The organism is Frigoribacterium sp. Leaf415 (genome assembly GCF_001424645.1).
Taxonomy (GTDB): domain Bacteria; phylum Actinomycetota; class Actinomycetes; order Actinomycetales; family Microbacteriaceae; genus Frigoribacterium.
The window spans coordinates 3065071-3083094 of the sequence record NZ_LMQR01000001.1 but is presented as its reverse complement, the minus strand read 5'-3'; the positions used below and the strand labels follow the sequence as shown (position 1 = coordinate 3083094).

The 18024-nt window shown below is 71.7% G+C and carries 18 protein-coding genes; 9 read left to right on the top strand and 9 right to left on the bottom strand.

Annotated elements, in window-relative coordinates; translation table 11 throughout:
* Window positions 1–209: 209 nt before the first annotated feature.
* From ASG28_RS14370 to ASG28_RS14355, 4 genes are all read left to right on the top strand, one after another.
* Window positions 210–1217, top strand: a complete 1008-nt coding sequence (locus ASG28_RS14370; RefSeq protein ID WP_055976431.1) for a GlxA family transcriptional regulator — start codon at window positions 210–212, stop codon at window positions 1215–1217.
* Between the two features lie 73 nt (window positions 1218–1290).
* Window positions 1291–1650, top strand: a complete 360-nt coding sequence (locus ASG28_RS14365; RefSeq protein ID WP_055976428.1) for a GntR family transcriptional regulator — start codon at window positions 1291–1293, stop codon at window positions 1648–1650.
* Complete coding sequence (locus ASG28_RS14360) at window positions 1647–2540, top strand: ATP-binding cassette domain-containing protein (protein WP_055976425.1); 894 nt, start codon at window positions 1647–1649, stop codon at window positions 2538–2540. Before ASG28_RS14365 ends, ASG28_RS14360 begins: the two co-directional genes overlap by 4 nt.
* On the top strand, window positions 2537–3247 hold the full coding sequence (locus tag ASG28_RS14355) for a hypothetical protein (RefSeq protein ID WP_055976422.1): 711 nt from the start codon (window positions 2537–2539) through the stop codon (window positions 3245–3247). The genes ASG28_RS14360 and ASG28_RS14355 overlap by 4 nt, the downstream gene beginning before the upstream one ends.
* Before the next feature lie 13 nt (window positions 3248–3260).
* On the opposite strand, the gene ASG28_RS14350 is transcribed toward ASG28_RS14355, so the two are convergent.
* Entirely contained in the window at window positions 3261–4274 is a 1014-nt protein-coding gene (locus ASG28_RS14350) for a hypothetical protein (RefSeq protein WP_157485825.1), read from the bottom strand.
* Between the two features lie 103 nt (window positions 4275–4377).
* On the opposite strand from ASG28_RS14350, the gene ASG28_RS14345 reads away from it, so the two are divergent.
* On the top strand, window positions 4378–5712 hold the full coding sequence (locus ASG28_RS14345) for an ATP-dependent DNA helicase (RefSeq protein ID WP_235477974.1): 1335 nt from the start codon (window positions 4378–4380) through the stop codon (window positions 5710–5712).
* An 81-nt stretch (window positions 5713–5793) separates the two neighbouring features.
* On the opposite strand, the gene ASG28_RS14340 is transcribed toward ASG28_RS14345, so the two are convergent.
* Window positions 5794–6438 (bottom strand): biliverdin-producing heme oxygenase, encoded by a 645-nt coding sequence (locus ASG28_RS14340; protein WP_055977739.1) that lies wholly within the window; start codon window positions 6436–6438, stop codon window positions 5794–5796.
* Between the two features lie 158 nt (window positions 6439–6596).
* Window positions 6597–7049 carry a DUF4383 domain-containing protein gene (locus ASG28_RS14335; protein ID WP_082454842.1) on the bottom strand — a complete coding sequence of 151 codons (453 nt, stop codon included), beginning with the start codon at window positions 7047–7049 and terminating at the stop codon, window positions 6597–6599.
* A gap of 101 nt (window positions 7050–7150) precedes the next feature.
* On the opposite strand from ASG28_RS14335, the gene ASG28_RS14330 reads away from it, so the two are divergent.
* Window positions 7151–8080, top strand: coding sequence for a diacylglycerol kinase family protein (locus ASG28_RS14330; RefSeq protein WP_055976413.1), 930 nt, complete (start codon window positions 7151–7153; stop codon window positions 8078–8080).
* A 67-nt stretch (window positions 8081–8147) separates the two neighbouring features.
* On the opposite strand, the gene ASG28_RS14325 is transcribed toward ASG28_RS14330, so the two are convergent.
* Window positions 8148–9107 carry a helix-turn-helix domain-containing protein gene (locus tag ASG28_RS14325; protein WP_055976410.1) on the bottom strand — a complete coding sequence of 320 codons (960 nt, stop codon included), beginning with the start codon at window positions 9105–9107 and terminating at the stop codon, window positions 8148–8150.
* A gap of 863 nt (window positions 9108–9970) precedes the next feature.
* Here ASG28_RS14325 and ASG28_RS16690 point away from each other — a divergent pair.
* Together ASG28_RS16690 and ASG28_RS14315 are read left to right on the top strand one after the other, a co-directional pair.
* Window positions 9971–10624 carry a hypothetical protein gene (locus ASG28_RS16690; protein ID WP_055976407.1) on the top strand — a complete coding sequence of 218 codons (654 nt, stop codon included), beginning with the start codon at window positions 9971–9973 and terminating at the stop codon, window positions 10622–10624.
* A 235-nt stretch (window positions 10625–10859) separates the two neighbouring features.
* Window positions 10860–11342, top strand: a complete 483-nt coding sequence (locus ASG28_RS14315; protein ID WP_055976405.1) for a glutathione peroxidase — start codon at window positions 10860–10862, stop codon at window positions 11340–11342.
* Window positions 11343–11360: 18 nt separating this feature from the next.
* On the opposite strand, the gene ASG28_RS14310 is transcribed toward ASG28_RS14315, so the two are convergent.
* Together ASG28_RS14310 and ASG28_RS14305 are read right to left on the bottom strand one after the other, a co-directional pair.
* Window positions 11361–12848 carry a signal peptidase I gene (locus ASG28_RS14310; RefSeq protein ID WP_055976402.1) on the bottom strand — a complete coding sequence of 496 codons (1488 nt, stop codon included), beginning with the start codon at window positions 12846–12848 and terminating at the stop codon, window positions 11361–11363.
* 109 nt (window positions 12849–12957) lie between these two features.
* Window positions 12958–13557 (bottom strand): hypothetical protein, encoded by a 600-nt coding sequence (locus tag ASG28_RS14305; protein ID WP_055977732.1) that lies wholly within the window; start codon window positions 13555–13557, stop codon window positions 12958–12960.
* Between the two features lie 275 nt (window positions 13558–13832).
* Between ASG28_RS14305 and ASG28_RS14300 the strand changes: the two genes are divergently transcribed.
* The gene (locus tag ASG28_RS14300) at window positions 13833–14339 is read left to right on the top strand and encodes a MarR family winged helix-turn-helix transcriptional regulator (RefSeq protein WP_055976400.1); all 507 of its coding nucleotides are present in this window, start codon (window positions 13833–13835) and stop codon (window positions 14337–14339) included.
* 128 nt (window positions 14340–14467) lie between these two features.
* Here ASG28_RS14300 and ASG28_RS14295 read toward each other — a convergent pair whose 3' ends face one another.
* The 3 genes from ASG28_RS14295 to ASG28_RS16685 are packed head-to-tail and all read right to left on the bottom strand — an operon-like array spanning window position 14468 to window position 17908.
* Window positions 14468–15307: a hypothetical protein gene (locus ASG28_RS14295; protein ID WP_231567108.1), complete on the bottom strand. Its 840-nt coding sequence runs from the start codon at window positions 15305–15307 to the stop codon at window positions 14468–14470.
* A gap of 2 nt (window positions 15308–15309) precedes the next feature.
* A complete protein-coding gene (locus tag ASG28_RS14290) occupies window positions 15310–16437 on the bottom strand; it encodes a DNA adenine methylase (RefSeq protein WP_235477966.1) in 1128 nt (375 codons plus the stop codon).
* A gap of 19 nt (window positions 16438–16456) precedes the next feature.
* Window positions 16457–17908 (bottom strand): protein kinase domain-containing protein, encoded by a 1452-nt coding sequence (locus ASG28_RS16685; protein WP_082454843.1) that lies wholly within the window; start codon window positions 17906–17908, stop codon window positions 16457–16459.
* Window positions 17909–18024: the final 116 nt, after the last annotated feature.

Here is an 18024-nt window from a genome sequence, read left to right as displayed (position 1 = left end):
GGTCCTGCCACGAGTGGCAGTGTTGCCACCGTCCGTCGACATCGCGCCACACCGCCAGCCGGCCTGGCAGCCCGCCAGCCCGCCAGCCCGCCAGCCCGCCAGCCCGCCAGCCCGCCAGCCCGCCACGATGTGGACACGACGCCACCAGAAAAGATGGCGCGGTGTCCACTTCGTGGCGGCGTGCGGCTCGCCCCACCCCAGGAGACCCCATGCCCCCGTTCCGCACCGTCGCTACGATCGTCGCTGACGGCGTCGCACCCTTCGAGTTCGGGGTGCTCTGCGAGGTGTTCGGCCTGGACCGGACCGACGAGGGCGCGCCTCCGTTCGAGCACCGCATCGTGACCGAGCACCCGGGGCTCGTCCGCACGAACCAGGGCTTCTCGATCACGGTCGACCTCGACCTGGGTGCCGCAGCCGACGCCGACGTCATCTGCGTGCCGGCTCTCTGGAACCGGCCCGACCAGGCCGAGCTCGTCTCACCGGCCGTGCGCGAGCTGCTCGTCGCGGCCGAGGCCCGCGGGGCGTGGTTGCTCAGCGTGTGCAGCGGGGCGTTCGTCCTGGCCGAGGCCGGGCTCCTCGACGGACGCCGGGCGACGACGCACTGGCGCTACTCGGACGCCCTGCAGCGCGACCACCCCGCGATCGAGGTCGACGCCGACGTGCTCTTCGTCGAGGACCGCCGCGTCATCACGAGCGCGGGCACGGCCGCCGGCATCGACGCCTGCCTGCACCTCGTCCGCCGCGAGCACGGCGCCGCCGCCGCGAACGTGATCGCCCGCCGGATGGTCGTGCCGCCGCACCGCGACGGCGGTCAGAGCCAGTTCATCAAGACGCCGCTCCCGGTCGAGGTCGACGACTCGCTCGCGCCGCTCACCGACTGGATGCTCGGGCACCTCCGCGACGACCTGAGCATCGAGGGGTTGGCCGCGAGGGCGCACATGTCGCCGCGCACCTTCGCCCGTCGCTTCAAGGCCGAGCTGGGGGCGACGCCCGGGGCGTGGCTCACCCGCCAGCGCCTCCTGCGATCACAGGAGCTGCTCGAGGCGACCGGGCTCGGCATCGACGCGATCGCCGACGAGGTCGGCTTCGGTTCGGCGGCCGTGCTGCGACACCACTTCTCGCGCGTGCTCGGCACGACCCCGCGTGCCTACCGCTCGACCTTCGGCGGCGTCGACGACGTGCGCGACCTCGAGCGGGCGGGAGCCGCCAGCGCCTGAACGGGACGGTCCTTGACAGGCCGACCCGCGCCTCCTAGGTTAACTACTCAAGTAGCTAACCAAAGGAGCAGTCGTGCTCGACGACGGGACGCCGATCTTCCAGCAGCTCGCTGCGCAGATCGAGAAGGACGTGCTCGACGGCACCTACGCCGACGAGGCACCGGTGGCGTCGACCACCGAGCTCGCCGCGTTCTACCGGATCAACCCGGCCACGGCCGGCAAGGCCGTCAACCTGTTGGTCGACCGCGGCATCCTCTACAAGCGCCGGGGCGTCGGCATGTTCGTCGCGACCGGTGCCCGCGAGCGCCTGGCCGAACACCGCCGGGCGCGCTTCGCCGACGAGTACGTGCGCCCGCTGGTGGCCGAGGCACGCGCGCTGGGCATCGACACTGCCGCCCTCCACCACCTGATCGAACAAGAGGACCAGTCATGAGCCCCGTGATCGAGATCACCGACCTGAGCCGTCGTTACGGCTCCTCGCGCGCCCTGGACGGCGTCGACCTCAGCGTCGACGAGGGTGTCATCTGCGGCCTCCTCGGCCGCAACGGCGCCGGCAAGACGACGCTGATGGCCTGCGTCGCCGGCCAGGAACGGCCGTCGGGAGGCGCGGTGCGGGTCTTCGGCCGAGAGCCCGCGGACCACGCCGACGTCCTGTCGCGGGTGTCGTTCGTGCGTGACAGCCAGCGGTACCCGGACGGCTTCCGACTGAAGCACGTGCTCTCGGTGGCACCGGCCTTCCACCGCGGGTGGGACGCCGCGCTCGCCCGCGACCTCGCCGCCGACCTGCGGGTGCCCGAGAAAACCGACCTGAAGAAGATGTCGCGCGGGCAGCTGTCCGCCGCGTCGATCGTGATCGGCATGGCCTCGCGGGCCCCGCTGACCATCTTCGACGAGCCCTACCTCGGACTGGACGCCACGGCCCGGCAGCTGTTCTACGACCGCCTGCTCGCCGACTACTCGGCCCACCCCCGCACGATCCTGCTCTCGACCCACCTGATCGACGAGATGGAGGCCCTGCTCGAACGGGTGGTCGTGCTCGACGAGGGTCGGGTGCGGCTCGACTCCGACGTCGACCAGGCGCGGGCTTCCGCCTACCAGGTCGCCGGGACGGCATCCGCCGTCGACCGGTTCGCCGCCGGGCGCCTCCTCCTGTCGCAGCACGCGGTCGGCGGGCTGAAGACGGCGGTGGTCGACGGCGTCGCCGACCACACCACGCGAGCCGACGCCGCCGCCGCGGGCATCGAACTCTCGGGGGTCTCACTGCAACAGGTCGTCGCGGCCCTCGGCTCGCGCGACACCGAACTCGAAGGGGTCACCTCGTGAACCGCATCCTGCCCGTCGTCCGACTGCAGTTCGCCCGTCGGCGCGGCGTGCTGCTCGTGCCGTTGCTCATCGTCGCCATCACGTTCGCCGTCACCGTGGTGATCCAGGTCACGCTGCAGCGCTCGGGCGCCTACGACGACGGCGCCTCTTACGCCACCGGGGCGCGCTTCAACCCGGGGGTCGTGTGGGCCCAGTCCGGGTACCTCGTCGCCATGGGCGTCGCCTCGGTCGCCTCGACCTTCCCCCTCGCGGCCTCGTTCGGGGCGACGCGGCGGGCGTTCGCGCTGGGCACCGCCGTGACCCACACCCTCGTCGCGCTCTACCTGACCGGGGTGTTCGCCGCCCTGCTCGCGCTCGAGGTGCTGACCGACCACTGGTTCGGTGGCTTCTACGTCTTCGACGTCAACGTCCTCGGTGCCGGCGACCTGGGCGTGCTCGTCCCGATCGTGTTCCTCGGCGCCCTCGTCGCCCAGACGGCCGGCGGGGTGTTCGGAGCGGCCTGGCTGCGGTTCGGGCCGCGGGGCCCGCTCGGCATCTCGATCGGCGTCGTGCTCGTGCTGGCTGTCGCGCTCCTGGCGGCCGGCCCCTCGCTGCCCGCCGTGTTCGCGAACTACCAGAGCTGGTGGGCGGCGCTCACCGCGGCACTGCTGGCGGCGGCGGCGATCGCGGGGACGTTCGCGTTCCTGCGCCGCGCCTCCGTCCGCTGACCCGGGGCCGTGGTCAGTCGAACGTCAGCTCGTCGGACGTGCTGATGCGCATGAGGTACGTGACGGTGAACGGGACGTCCTCGTCGATCGTGTAGCGCTTGCCGTCGAAGAGCGACTGGGCACCGACGACTAGGTGGGCCGTGCCGGCCACCCCGGGCACCTGCCACTGGCCCGACGGGCCGGGCACGATCGAGACGACGGGGTGCACCGGCACCGTCCACGTCGGGTCGTCGGTGACCCGGTCGTCGACCTGGCGGCCGAAGGGGCAGCCGGCCGGCAACAGCACCTGCTGCGTGACGCACTGCTCGTCGAGCTGCTGATCGACCATGTCCTGCACGGCCTCGACGAACGCGTCCCGGGGCTGCACCTCGATCGACACCCCCGACGTCGCCCCGACGGTGAGCACGTCGGCCTCGACGGTCGGCGCCTCGAGGTAGCGCGACGAGTGGTCGAGCTCGAACCGCGACGGCGCGAGCACCGTGAACCGGGTCGCGACGTCGGGGGCGTCGGTCGTGACGTCGCGGCCGTCCACCGTGAAGCGGGAGTCGTGCTGGGGCGTCACGTCGAGCTGCGCGGTGGGCGCCTGCACGAAGCGCCACGAGTGGAACAGCCCGAACCGGGTGCCGACCCGCTGCACGACGAACTGCGACTGCGCGGGGGCCGCGGCCGTGGCCGACGTGCCCTGCATCGAGTACGAGAGCGTGATCGCGTGGGTGTCGTCACCGAGGTCGACGTCGCCCACCTCGGTCACGTCGTCGATGCCGCCGAGCGACGGCACCTCGAGCAGCGCGTCGGCCAGCTGGTCGGTCGGCGTGACGCCCGCGAGGGTCAACGCGCTCGACGTGTCGCCGCGATCGACCGCCGCCACGTAGCCGCGGGCGAACCCGGCGGCGCTGTAGACGGTGGCGTTCAGGGCCACGACGGTGACCCAGAAACCGATCAGCACGAAGAGCAGCGCCCCGCCCCAGATCGCGACGAACGGCCAGCCGAGCGGTGGACGTGTCTCCTCCCCCACAGACGACGACATGACGACAACAATAGGAGGCGCGGGTCACGAACTCCCGAGCACCACCGCCGTCGCGGGTAGATTGGTGGCCTCCCCCACCCCCTCCCGAAAGGTGCTCGTCGTCGTGAGCGTGGCCCTCTCCGCCGAACAGCAGGCGCTGTACGACGCGATCGAGAACACCCGCGAGCACATCTTCGTCACGGGCCGGGCCGGCACGGGCAAGTCGACGCTGCTGAACCACCTGTCGTGGAACACCTCGAAGCAGATCGTCATCTGCGCCCCCACGGGCGTCGCCGCCCTCAACGTCGGCGGCCAGACGATCCACTCGCTGTTCCGCCTCTCGGTGGGGCTCATCGCGGACCACGACATCGAGCAGAACGCCGAGCTGCGCAAGCTGCTGAACACCATCGACACGCTCGTCATCGACGAGGTCTCGATGGTCAACGCCGACCTGATGGACGCCATCGACCGCTCGCTTCGCCAGGCCCGGCAGCGCAAGCACGAGCCGTTCGGCGGCGTGCAGGTCGTGCTGTTCGGCGACCCGTACCAACTGCCGCCGGTGCCGGGCGACGCCGAAGAGCGCGAGTACTTCCGCGACAACTACCGCTCGATGTGGTTCTTCGACGCCAAGGTGTGGGCCGAGGCGAGCCTGCGCATCTACGAGCTGGCCTTCATCCACCGTCAGACCGAGGGCGACTTCAAAGAGATGCTGAACGCCGTGCGGCACGGCCGGGTCACGGCCGAGATCGCCGGGGCACTGAACGGCGCCGGAGCCCGCCCCGTGCCGACCGACGGCGGGGCCATCACCCTGGCCACGCGCAACGACACGGTCAACCGCATCAACAAGGTCGAGCTCGATCGCCTGTCGGGCAAGGTGATGACCGCCAAGGCCGAGGTCAGCGGCGAGTTCGGCGGGCGGGCCTACCCGGCCGACGAGGCCCTCGAGCTCAAGGTCGGGGCCCGGGTGATGTTCCTCCGCAACGACTCCGAGCAACGGTGGGTCAACGGCACCACGGGCGTCGTCACCCGGGTGCGCGACACCGTCTTCGTCGAGGTCGACGGCGAGGTGCACGAGGTGCAGCCCGTCGTCTGGGAGAAGCACAAGTACTCGTACTCGGCGACCACCAAGCAGCTCAAGAAAGACGTCGTGGCCGAGTTCACACAGTTCCCGCTGCGTCTCGCCTGGGCCGTCACGATCCACAAGTCCCAGGGCAAGACCTACGACCGGGCCATCGTCGACCTCGGCTCGCGGGTGTTCAGCGCGGGGCAGACCTACGTCGCCCTCAGCCGCATCACCTCGCTCGAGGGGCTGTACCTGTCGCGCCCGCTGCGGCCGGCCGACATCATCGTCGACCTCGACGTGCGCCGCTTCATGAGCGAGGCGTCGCGCGTGCCGGCCATCGAGGCAGCCGCCGACGCCGGCGTGGGCGACGACACGACGACCGCTGCCGCGGGCTGACCGTCCGGTACGACCAGGCGGCGGCCCGGCGGTTCGTCCGGTCGACCCGTGCGCTCGTCCGGTCGGCCCGTCGGCGATCGGCTAGGCGGCGGCCTTCGCGGCGGCGAGGTCGGTGAACAGTTCGGTGCTGAAGCGATACGCGGCGCACACCTCGTCGAGAACGTCCTCGCGCTCGACGGCCGACCAGGCCACCGCGTCGAGCTGGCGGCGATAGGTCGTCTTGAACGACTTCGGCTCGGCGATCTCGGCGAACAGGAAGAACCCGACGCCGTTCGTGTCGAAGCCGAACCGGCGCTGCAGGATGCTGCGGATCAGGTGCCCGCCCGACAGGTCGCCGAGGCAGCGCGTGTAGTGGTGCGCGATGAAGCCGCCGGCCCAGCTCGACGCCTGCTCGATGCGGTCGACGTACGCGCGGGTGGTCGGCAGCGGCGAGATGCGGGCCCGCCAGTCGCCACCGAGCAGGAACGCCAGGTCGGCCTCGATGGCTGGCAGCCGGGTCAGCCCCGGGGCGAGGAACGGAGCCACGACCGGGTCGCCCGACCACCGCACGGCGGCGTCCTCGAGGGCGGCGTAGACGAAGTAGTGCTGGGCGAGCAGCTGCACGTAGTCGTCACGTGTGCCCCGGCCGATCAGCAGGTCGGTCATGAACGAGCAGCCGACGTCGGCGGGGACCCGCTCGGCCGTGCGCTCGCGCACCGCCTCGGAGAAGGGGATGACGACGGTCATGGTGCGCACCTCCTGGGTGACCTGGGTTAGGTGACCCTAACCCTAGTCAGGGAGGCGCGGTGCCGGTAGCCCCCGGGGCCGATCTCGGCAGACGTGCAGCCAGCCCGCAGCCCCCTGCGAGGCGGGACGCGGCGCGGCGAGACGCGGCGCAGCGCGGTTCAGCGGCGGCGGCGCTCGGCACCCACGGCGGTGGCGAGCAGCAGCAGGCCGCCGGCGAGGTGGGTGATGTTGTCGCCGAGGTTGAACGCCAGGAAGTTGACGTCGGTGCCCTCGAGGAAGAAGCCGACGACGCCGAAGACGACGAAGATCAGGCCGATCCAGGTGTTGATGTAGCGGGCGCTCGCTCGCGAGGACGCCCCCGCGATGATCAGCGCGGCGCCGACCAGCACCCAGACGACGACGAGCGCGGGGTTGAGGTTCCAGACGAACCAGAGCGAGGCGCCCTGGGTGGAGAAGAACGTGCCCATGTCCTCGACGAGGAACCCGATGGCGCCGAGCAGCAGGAAGACCGTGCCGACGAACAGGCCGGCCCCGCGGTTGGGCGACTCGCGGATCGTCGGCTCGTAGGGGGCCGGGGTCGCGGTCGTCGTGGTGCCGTGGGTGTTGCTCATGGTGAGGGTGCCTCTCGTCAGGTGGGTCAACGTCCAGTATGCCCGCCCCCCGCGGCGGGCCGCCCGAGCCGGACGGGCGCGTGGCTGGCAAGATCGACCCCATGACCCCGACGCCCCTCCGCCTGGTCGTGGCGATCAACCCCGGCGCCTCAGCCGGCGGCCGGAAGCACCTCGCCGACGGGGTGCTCGCCGGGCTCCGCGACGCCGGCCACACGGTCGTGCCGCTGACCGAGTCGAGCTACGACGACCTCGTGGCCGCGGCCCGCCGCGAGCTCGACCCCGACCACGGCGAACGCCCCGACGCCCTGGTCGTCGTCGGCGGCGACGGCATGGTGAACCTCGGGGCCAACCTCGTCGCGGGCACCGACGTGCCGCTGGGACTGGTGCCGACGGGCACCGGCAACGACACGGCCCGGGCCTTCGGGCTGCCCCACGACGACGCCGAGGCGGCCACGCGCCTCCTGGTCCGACTGCTCGAGGGCGAGCCGACCACCATCGACGCCGGTCGCGTGCTGCAGGCCGACGGCCGGGCCACCTGGTTCGCCTGCATGGTCTCGGCGGGCTTCGACGCCGTCGTCAACGAACGCGCCAACCGGCTGAGCTGGCCCAAGGGTCGCCGACGCTACGACGTCGCCCTCGCCATCGAGCTGGTGCGGCTGCCGAAGATCGCGTACCGCCTCGAGCTCGATGGGGTCGCGTCGACGGTCGAGGGCACCCTGATCTCGGTCGGCAACGGCCAGTCGCTCGGCGGCGGGATGAAGGTCACACCCGACGCCGTGCTCGACGACGGGCTGCTCGACGTGCTCGTGGTCGAGCGGCTGACGCGCTGGCAGTTCGTGCGGCTGTTCCCGAGCGTGTTCCGCGGCACCCACCTGAGCCACCCGAACGTGACCGTCCACCGCGTGCGTCGAGCCGTGATCGAGGCCGACGGGGTCGCCGCCTACGCCGACGGCGAGCGCGTCGGGCCGCTGCCCGTCACGGTCGAGGTCGTCCCCGGCGCCCTGCGCGTCTACGCCGCGCTCGGTCGCTGACCGTCGGCACGAGCCCAGGAGTCACGCCCGGCAGCTAGGGGACCACGCGCTCCGGGCACCGCCGACCTCAGCCGCGGTGCAGCGTCTCGCGGGGGTACTCGCCGAACCGCTGCTGGTACGCGGCCGAGAACCGGCCGAGGTGGGCGAAGGCCCAGTGCCGGGCCACGTCGGCGACGGTCGTCGCGTCCGGGGTGGCTTCGCGCAGGGCCTCGTGCACGCGCTCGAGGCGGATCTCGCGCAGGTAGGCCGTGGGCGTGGTGTCGAGGTGACGACTGAACGCTTGTTGCAGCCCGCGGGGGGTGAGCCCCGCCTCCCGGGCGATGTCGACGGCCGAGATCGGCAGGTGCGCGCTGGCGTGCATGTACTCGACGGCGAGGCGGAGGCTCGCGTTGCGCGGTGCGAGCAGGGCGGCGGGCATCGGGCTCGACGTGTGGGCGAAGGTGTCGAGCAGGGCGCCGGCGGCCAACCGGGCCATCTCGGTGCGCATCAGGTCGCTGGGTTCGCCCGAGCCCAGGTAGGCACGACCGATCAGGCGGACGGTGGCGTGCCAGGCCTGCACGGCGGCGGACGAGACGGGGGCGGCGTGGTCGAAGCGGATCGTGCCGGGCATGATGCCGTGACGCTCGGCCGCGACCTCGTCGACGACCGACTTCGACAGGTGCAGCAGGCTCTGGTTGACGTCCTCGGTGGTGAACTCGAACTCTCGCCCCTCGGGGAAGAGGATCGGTCGCCCGACGGCGCCGGCCACCTCGTCGCGACCGTTGTCGACGGTCGAGCGTCCGGCGAGCAGCCAGTGCACGACGTGCTCGTCGCCGGCCGCCGCCTGGCCGTCGACGCGACCCATGAACATCGTCGAGCGCAGGGTCATGGCACCGTCGCCGACGATGGTGTGGCGGAACGCGAAAGGCGCCTCGGTGGGGACGACGTGGAAACCACGTCCGTTGTACCCGGCGCTCAGGATCTCGACGGCCTCGTCCAGATCTCGTCCGCGCGCGTCGAAGCGGATCTTGTCGTCCTGGGCAGCCATCTCAGCGAATTGTTGCACGCACTCCAAAGCCCGCACCAGTCGGCCGAAGGGGGTTGACAGCGACTGCCTTCGCGTCTAGCCAGCTCTCCTTCCTGACCACGCCCGCACCCGCCCCCGCACCTGCCCCCGCACCCGCCCCGCAGCCGCAGCCGCAGCCGCAGCCGCAGCCGCCCCCGCCCCCGCAGCCGCACCCGCCCCCGCACCCGCACCCGCACCCGCACTCGGCGGCAACTCCTGATCCGTGCTGCAACGCGTGCATCACCACCCCGCACTCCACGGCGACTCGCGGCTGGAGGCAGGACTTCTCGACGAGGGGTCGACCCGGTCGCGTCGGTCGGCAACTTCGGCATCCGACAGAAGCCGCGGAGGTCGAAGCGCGCGTCAGGCGTTCTCGGAACCCGGAGCAGGAATGCCGGTCACCCGGGCGACGCGTCGGACCTTCGCCTGGGCTCGGGCGACGCATCCTCCCGGACGGCGTCGCCGGGCTGTCTCTCAACAGCCACGGACGTCGGCTCGACCCGAGGTCCGTGTCGTCGACACGCTCGTGGACCATGACAACGATCGCCGAACTCGTCTCAGCCGCCGGAGGACTCCTCCACAAACGGGACCTGGTCGCCCTGGGCGCCACCGACCGACACCTGACCGTCGCGGTCCGTTCACGCACGGTCAGCAGACCCCGGCGTGGGTGGTACTCCACCTGGGAGCGTGGAGACCCTCGATACGTCGCGGTCGCCGTGGGTGGTCGACTCACCGGCGCATCCGCGTTGCATCAGCTGGGGGCATGGACGTGGACCCGTCCGCCGGTCACGGTGTCGGTACCCGTGACCGCTTCGCGGCTGCGACGGCGGCGTGGAGTCCGAGTCGTGTGGGACCCAGTCGAACTCTCTGATCGGGGTTCGACCTGGGCCGTCGACCCTCGTGACGCCCTGGCTCGGGCAGTCGTCGAGACGCGATCGTTCGAGGATGCGGTCATCCTCGTCGACTGGGCCAGACGGGCCGGCATCGTCGAGGGCGACGACGACGCGGCCGAGGTGCTGTCCCGGAGACGTGCCGACGCGGCCGGCCTCGTAGCGTGGAGCGATCCGGGCGCCGAGAGCATCCTCGAGAGCGCGGCGGGCACGAGGTTGCGGCGGGCAGGGCATCACGTCGCCCGCCAGGTGCCTGTCTCCGGCACCTCGAAGATCATCGACATGGTCGTCGACGGGATCATCGGGCTCGAGACCGATGGAAGAGCGCACCACGAGACACGCTTCGACAAGGATCGACTCAAGGACGCCGACATCGCCCACGACGGTCTGGTCCCGTTCCGGGCGGGGACGGTGATGGTGCAAGACATGTGGGGCGTGACGGTCGGCGCGATCAGAGCTCTCATCCGGACGGCGGGCGGTCCGCGACCCGTCGCAGGTGTCGGGAACTCCTCACTGCCGCGAGTGCTCGGACCACGAGGACGCAGGGCCTGGCGGCTCGCTCCACCTCGGCGACACACGGGTCAGGAGTTGCCGACTGCGGCAGGCTGACGAGGCAGGGCGAGGGGTGCAAGGCGGCGACCTTGGGGGTGGGACAGGTGGCCGCCGCACTGAGCTCGCGGCGGGACGGAGGAGGAGGGAACGGAGGCGCGACTGAGCGGGCCGGCGAGCAGGCCAGCGAGCAGGCCAGCGAGCAGGCCAGCGAGAGGGCCGGCGAGCGGGCGGCGAGCGGGGCGGCGAGCGGGCGGCGAGCGGGCTCGCAGCAGGCGGGCCTACGGTCGACGACATGAGCCTCGACGACATCACCCTGACCACGATCCGCGGCGAGTCCACCACGTTCGGCGCCTACGCCGACAAGGTCGTGATGGTGGTGAACGTGGCCTCGCGCTGCGGCCTCGCACCCCAGTACGAGAAGCTCGAGGCGCTGCAGAAGCAGTACGGCGAGCAGGGTTTCACGGTGCTGGGCTTCCCCAGCAACCAGTTCTTCCAGGAGCTCTCGAGCGGCGAGGCCATCGAGGAGTACTGCTCGGCCACCTGGGGCGTGACCTTCCCGATGATGGAGAAGGTCAAGGTCAACGGCCGGGGCGAGCACCCGCTCTACACCGAGCTGAAGAAGGCCGCCGACGCCGAGGGCAAGGCCGGCCGCGTCAAGTGGAACTTCGAGAAGTTCGTGATCACCCCCGGCGGCGCCGTGCACCGCTTCCGTCCGACGACCGAGCCCGACGCCCCCGAGGTCGTCGCGGTCATCGAGGAGGCGCTGGCCGGCTGACCGGGCGGCTGCGGTCGGTCAGCGGCCGGCCGCGTACCGGGCCTGCACGGCCGAGGCGGTCTGGGCCGAGTTGTTGTAGATCGTCGTGCCGTCGACCGAGCCGACGAAGAAGCCGTTCGTGGGAGCCGAGGGCAGGCCGCTGAGCGGGGCGTAGCCCACGCGCCAGTAACCGGCGGCCGTCTGCACGGTCTTGTTCGTGGTGTCGGTGACGACCGCGACGCCGTCCACGTAGATGATCGTGCTCGTGCCCGAGAGGGTGGCGACCACGTGGTGCCAGGCACCGTCGTTGTACGAGACCGGCGTGCTCGTGGCCTTGGTCGTGCTCGAGGTGGGGCGCACGCCGAGGGCGATCTTGCCCGCCGTGGTGAGGTAGAGCGCACGGTCGGCGGTCGTGTTTGTGCCGGTCTGCGCGGCGGTGAACGCGGCGAGGGTGCCTCCGGCGGCGCTGGTCGTGCGGAACCAGGTCTCGATCGTGAAGGCGGCCTGACCGGTGAGGTTGACCGCGGTCGTGACCTGGCCGGTGCCGTCGAGTTGCAGGTAGGGGCTCTGGTTGGTGGCGCACGAGCCGGCGGCGAACGTCGCCCCGCCGCTCAGGGTGCCCACGCGGGCGAACGAGCTGCCGTCGGCGGTGGTCGTGCCCGACGTCTCGTTGTACGGGAAGCCGTACGAGGTCTGCGAGTTGTAGGTGTCCTGCAGGCAGTCGTAGTTCCCGGCACCGAAGCTCGACGTCGGGTTCGCGGTGGGCGCGGCGAACGCCGCGTGCGCGCCGCCCGAGACGACGAGGGTGAGTGCGAGACCGCCACCGATCGCTGCCAGGCCGATCGCGCCTCCTGCCGTCCGGAGGCGACGGAGGCGCCGCTCGCGTCGTCGCTGCACGCGGCGGCCTGCGGGGGCGGTCACCCGCGGCGACGCGGGGCGCTCGTCACGGTCGTCACGCAGCAGGTACCGGTCGTTGCGGCTCAGCAGGACGACGAGGATCAGCAGTCCGCCGGTGACCAGCAGGTGGCCGTACTGGTGGCCCGCGGCCCAGACGAAGGGTGTGCCGACGTAGGGCACGCGCAGGAAGCCGACGCCGATGACGGCGCTGCGATCGATCGGCGTCGAGTCGACGCTGGGGTTGGCGTCACCCTTGGTGACGATCTGCCCGGCCTGGCCGTTGTCGTGGTAGCGGTGCAGACGCAGGTGGCCGGCCTGGTCGGGGTCGTCGAAGAGCAGCACCTGGCCACGGTGCACGTCGGCCGCCGCCACGGGCTTCGCGACGACGACGTCGCCGGGGTGGATGCGGGGCTCCATCGAGCCGGTCATCACGGTGGTGGGGCTCCAGCCGAGGGCGGCGGGGGCGGCCGCGTAGACCATCAGGCCGAGCAGCGAGTAGAGCACGACGCGCGACGCGGTGCCGAGGGCCAGGCGCGTCCAGTCGAGCCACGAACGAGAGGCACCCAGGGGCACGGTGATCGAGGCCGCGGCTGCGGTGGCGGGCCGCAGCTTCAGGTCGATCGTGCTCATGGGTGCCTCTGCTCGGGGGTGGTGCGGGTGATGCGGTGTCGGGCCGCCTGGTGCGGTGGTGCGGTGGTGCCGTGCTGCGGTGGTGCGGGGTTCAGCCGGGGCTCGGGCCTCAGCTGTTCTGGGCCTCCCAGGTGAGGCCGAGGCTCGCGGTGCCGCCCTGGGTCGTGTTGGGGGCGGTGTTCGAGACGGTGTAGGTCACCTGGTAGGTGCGGGTCTCGGACGCGGTGCCGGTGGGGGCCCAGGTGCCGACGCCGTTGGAGTAGTTCGTGTAGCTGGTGCCGAAGGCGGCCAGCGTGCCGCTGTAGAGGCTCGAGCCCGACGAGAGCGGGGTGAAGCCGGTGCACGAGCCGAAGCCGCCGCCGGTCCCCTGCACGACGCTCAGCGTGATGTTCGACGCGAGGTTGTTGGTCGTGGCGGCGCCCGTGCCGTAGAGCTTGACGGCCGAGGCGAGCGAGCCGGTGCTGGTGACGGCGATGCAGTTGCTGCCGGTCTGGCCGGGCTTGAGGTTCGTGGCGGTGAAGAGCGCGGTGTTGCTGTCGTCGTCGGTCAGGGCGACGGTGCCGGCGGTCCAGTTGCTGGTGGGGTTGACCGTGGTCGACGAGAAGGCCGAGTACGACGCCGTCGAGACGACGATGCCCGAGGCGACGAGGGCGGCGGGGATGGCGATCCAGGCGGCGATGCGGGCGATGCGGGGCGTGGGACGGGACATGGTGAACTCCAAGGGCGAGAGGGGGAACAAGGGGATGTCGGGGGCCACTCCGGCGAGGCGACTCAGGGGCCTCGCCGGTGAGAAGCTCACCTCCCGAACCGTTCTGGTTTCGAGTGGTCGTTGTTCTCAAGTGGTACGACAATCAAATTACTCAGGACCCGAGAGGCACGCAAGGCGAAGCATGTCCCCAGTGGTGGGGGTGTCACGATCGTCGAGATTCTTGTTGACTGAGCGGGTGCCACGGACGGCACGCTCGACGTGTCACGGAGGACCCCTTGCTCATCTCGCCACCCCGGGCCGACCCCGGTCTCGACCCCGGCCTCGCCCCCGGCGACCTCGGCCGCCTGCTCGAGTCGTTCCGGCTGTTGATGCTGAACCACTCGCGCGTGCTCGACCACCAGGGCGACCTCTTCGGCCTGGGCGACACCGACATCCGGTTCCTCTTCTACGTGTGGGCCACGGACGACCTGGTCACCCCCAAGCGCGCGGCCGACCACCTCGACCTCTCGTCGGGCGCCATGACCAACCTCGTCGATCGCCTCGTCGAGGCAGGCCACCTCGACCGCCGCCGCAACCCCGCCGACCGTCGCAGCGTCATCGTCAGCCGCACCCCGCGCGGCGTGGAGGTCACCACCGCCATCGCGAGCGCCTACGCCGCCGCGTTCGCCGACGTCGTTCCGGCGTCGCAACACGGCGCCCTCGCCGACACGCTGCTCGACCTCGGCCGGGCGTTCGACCGCCACGGCGTCGGCGCCGTCGACGCACCCCACGCCGCCGCCTGACCCGCGTCGACCGCGGCGCCGGGTGCCAGAACGGGCACCAGAACGGGCGAGTCCGAGGCGGGCGGGCGAGCGCGACGGCCCGCCGACGACGAACTCGCCCGTTCAGGCCGTAGGTCGCGGCTCGGGCCCTACGGGATGAGGCGGCGCAGCCGTGCGGCGTCGGCCAGGTCGGCCCGGAAGCGGTCGAGCGTCGACAGCGTGTAGAGCCCGTCGATCTGCTGGTCGACCCAGAGCTGGTGGATGCGCTTGAGGTCGGCCTGGCGGCTCTTCCAGCCGATCCCGTCGATCACGGCCATGACGGTCTGTCGCGGCAGCCGCACGTCGGCCATCTCCTCGATCTCGCGCACGGCGTCGGTCAGCTTCGAACCGGTCGAGTCGAACCCCTTCGCCGCGACGACGATCGCGGGCTCCTCCGCCGAGGGGATCACCAGGTCGCACGGCGCCGTGCGGTTCGCCCGACCGGTGAACCGCGTCCGCGTGCCGCAGGCGAGCCCGAGGTCGCGGGCGATGGCCTCGATCTCGTCCTCGAGCCGGCGGCCCGACACCCCGGCGCGGATCGCCGACGCCCGGGTGCCGGCCCGCGCCGAGAGCAGGTCGCCGAAGTCGTACGTGCGGTGCCGCTGCGACGCGACGAGGCGCACGAGTTCGAACTCGTCGTCGAGGTGGGCGACCAGCTCGTCGGCCCGTCCCCGCGCGAGCGTCAGCCAGCTCGGGGTGTCGAAGGCGTGCCGCAGCGAGTTGCGCAGCTTCTCCTGCGACAGCCCCACGGCGAGACCGAGGGCGGGCACCCACGCCGGGTGCTGCCGGGTCCACTCGGCGAGGTGGTCGCGGTCGACGACGGGCAGCTCGCCGAGGCTCGCCGCGGCCCGGCCGAGGTCGGTCGCCGCCGCCGAGGGGGCGGTCGGGTCGACGTGCGGGGTCATGCGCCCGAGCGACGCCACGTACTCGTCGAAGGTGGGGATCGTCACGGTCAGTCCCTCCCGACGAAGACGTACTCGGTGGCCGCCGTGCGGGTCGCCGTGCGGTGCGTGCCGAAGCTGTAGGTGTGGTCGACCACGCGCACCTCGACGTGCGGCTTGACCGTGCGCATCAGCTGCTCGATGTGCTCGCGGCTCGGCACGGCGTTCGACGAGTACGAGAGCACGAGCGCCCCGGCGTCGGCGAACTGCTCGAAGGTGCGCACGAGGGCGTCGTCGACCGTCCGCGGGTAGGCGAACGGCGTGAACAGCTTGACGATCTTCTTCGTCTTGGTCTCGGTCATGATCGTCTGCCCCCGCCAGTACACGGCCAGTCCCTGCAGGAAGTGGTACCGCTTCATGTAGTCCGCGTCGTCCCGAGGAGGCGCGTAGGGCGGATCGAGGTACACCAGGTCGGCGGGCGCTCGCCTCAGGTCGGCCACGTCGCCCTCGACGGCCTCGTGCGCGAGGCCGTCGTCGAACACGGTCGCGCCGTAGGCCCGGACGGCCGCCCGGAACTGCTCGGCCATGGTCATCCGCAGGTCGCGACGGCCGTCGTCGTAGCGCGCGCCGGTGAAGGTGAAGACGCCCCGGGGCTGCTTGCGCGCCGCGGCGAGCACGAGGCCGGCGATCGCCAGGTCGCGCTCGGCGCCGTCGAGCCGGTCGACGTGCGACCAGGCCGAGTCGAGGAACGCCCGGTCGTCGGCCGAGAAGAACACGCCGTCGAAGGTGCGGCGGATGACGTCGCGATCGTCGGCGGGCGGGCCGCAGATCTCGTCGACGAGGTCGTCCGACAGCGTCGTCGACCCGTTGACGACGGAGGCGCGGGCGATGACCGCGGGGAAGGCCAGGAAGTCGTTGCTCACGACCTGGCGACCTTCCGCCTTCATGAGGTACGAGACGACGCCCGACCCGCTGAAGGCGTCGATCGCAGTCGAGAGCCGAACCGCGCCTCCTTCGCCTTCGGGGTCGCGGGCAGGGACGGGCGCGACGCTCGAGAAGACGTCGTGCAGCACGGGCAGCAGCGCGTACTTCGAGCCCATGTAGCGCAGGCGGGGGAAGGCCGCGACGCGGGCGGGCACGGCGGCAGCCACGGGGGCGCTGGTCTCGCTCGCGACGGAGGGCACGAGCTCGACGGTCACCGGGCAAGTCTGCCGCACGTCAGCGGTCGGACGGGCTCCACGACTCGGTGTCGAGGTCGACGCGCGAGGCGTGCGGCACGCTGCCGGTGGTCGTGCCGGCGATCCGCAGGCTCTCTTGTCGCAGCTCGAGCTGGGCGACCACGAGCGCCGCGAGGTCGGTGAGGTTGGCGACCTGCTCGTCGCTGGCCGTGCTCGGCTCACGCCCGATCACCGAGAGCGTGCCGATCGTGTGGCCGTCGCGTCGGGTGAGGGGCACGCTGACGTAGAACCGCATGCCGAGCGGCCCGGTGACCAGCGGGCTGGTCGCCACGCGTCGGTCGGTCGCGGCGTCCTCGATGACGAGGGGCTCGGAGGAGTGCACGGCGCCGAGCGAGAGGTCGATGTGCCGGGCGATGTCGCCCACGGCCGGGTCGTAGTGGGTCGTGAACCACGTGCGGTCCTCGTCGATCACGGTCGCCAGGGCGATGGGCGCCGAGAACAGGCGGGCCGCCATGGCCGTGACGCGGTCGAGCGCCTCGTTGGGCAGGGTGTCGAGGACCTCGCTGTGGTCGAACGGCTCGGTGTCGCCCCCGCGCATCGAGCCGTCGCCGGTCGACAGGTCGCCCACGCCGTCCCGGTGGTCCGTCGTCTCGGTGATGACCACGTCGCGCATCATCGCGACGAGCTCGGCGCGGGTCGGCCGCTGCGCGGGGTCGCGGCTGGTCATGGCGCGCAGGGCCTGACGCCAGTGCTCGGGCAGCGGCTCGGGCAGCACCGGGTCGCGGGACAGTCGCGCGACCGCCGACTCGACGAGAGACCCGGGGAACTCGCGCCGGCGCGTGAAGCACTGCAGCAGCACCAGGCCGAGGCTGTAGACGTCGCTCGGGGGGCCGACCTCGCCACCCACCGCCTGCTCGGGGCTGAGGTACGCGGCGGTGCCGGTGGTGACCCCCTCGGCCGTGAGTCGTTCGACGTCCTCGGTGAGGGCGATGCCGAAGTCGGCCAGCTTGGCCCGGGCACGGGCCGCCTCGTGGTCGCCGTAGTCGACGAGCAGGATGTTCGACGGCTTGATGTCACGGTGCACGACCGAGTGGCCGTGGATGTAGTCGAGCGCCTCGGCCATGTCGTAGCCGATCTCGGCGATGTGCCGCGCGGCGAGCGCGCCGTGCCGCAGACGGTCTTCGAGGTTGAGCCCGGCGATCAGCGGCATCACGAGGAAGCGTTGGGGACCGTTCGGCCCCTGCTCGACCCCGGCGTCGAAGAGACCGACGAGGCCGTGGTGCTCGAGGCTGGACAGCACGCCGAGCTCGGCCTCTTGTCGGGCCGGATCGACCATCGCACTGTGGAAGACCTTGATCGCGACCGTGCGGTTGAGGCTCTCGTCGACGGCCTTGTAGACGGTAGCCATGCCCCCTCGGCCCACGACGGACTGCAAGCGGTAGCGCTCGGCGAGGACGCGATCGAGCGCGTCGTCCTGCTGTGGCGCGGCCATCGCCTCCCCCTCGTGACTCGTGTGGGGTCCATCCTGTCGCATGCGGGGCCATCAGGTGACGGTGGCGCGGGTGACGATCGCATCACGACGGGGTCACGGGCACCACCCGGGACCAC

Coding starts and splice junctions, on each gene's coding strand:
- ASG28_RS14350 (WP_157485825.1), bottom strand. CDS start 4,274: ATGTCGTCGTCTGTGGGGGAGGAGACACGTCCACCGCTCGGCTGGCCG.
- ASG28_RS14335 (WP_082454842.1), bottom strand. CDS start 7,049: ATGAGCAACACCCACGGCACCACGACGACCGCGACCCCGGCCCCCTAC.
- ASG28_RS16685 (WP_082454843.1), bottom strand. CDS start 17,908: ATGGCCGCGCCACAGCAGGACGACGCGCTCGATCGCGTCCTCGCCGAG.
- ASG28_RS14315 (WP_055976405.1), top strand. CDS start 10,860: ATGAGCCTCGACGACATCACCCTGACCACGATCCGCGGCGAGTCCACC.
- ASG28_RS14330 (WP_055976413.1), top strand. CDS start 7,151: ATGACCCCGACGCCCCTCCGCCTGGTCGTGGCGATCAACCCCGGCGCC.
- ASG28_RS14360 (WP_055976425.1), top strand. CDS start 1,647: ATGAGCCCCGTGATCGAGATCACCGACCTGAGCCGTCGTTACGGCTCC.
- ASG28_RS14340 (WP_055977739.1), bottom strand. CDS start 6,438: ATGACCGTCGTCATCCCCTTCTCCGAGGCGGTGCGCGAGCGCACGGCC.
- ASG28_RS14305 (WP_055977732.1), bottom strand. CDS start 13,557: ATGTCCCGTCCCACGCCCCGCATCGCCCGCATCGCCGCCTGGATCGCC.
- ASG28_RS14325 (WP_055976410.1), bottom strand. CDS start 9,107: ATGGCTGCCCAGGACGACAAGATCCGCTTCGACGCGCGCGGACGAGAT.
- ASG28_RS14310 (WP_055976402.1), bottom strand. CDS start 12,848: ATGAGCACGATCGACCTGAAGCTGCGGCCCGCCACCGCAGCCGCGGCC.
- ASG28_RS14370 (WP_055976431.1), top strand. CDS start 210: ATGCCCCCGTTCCGCACCGTCGCTACGATCGTCGCTGACGGCGTCGCA.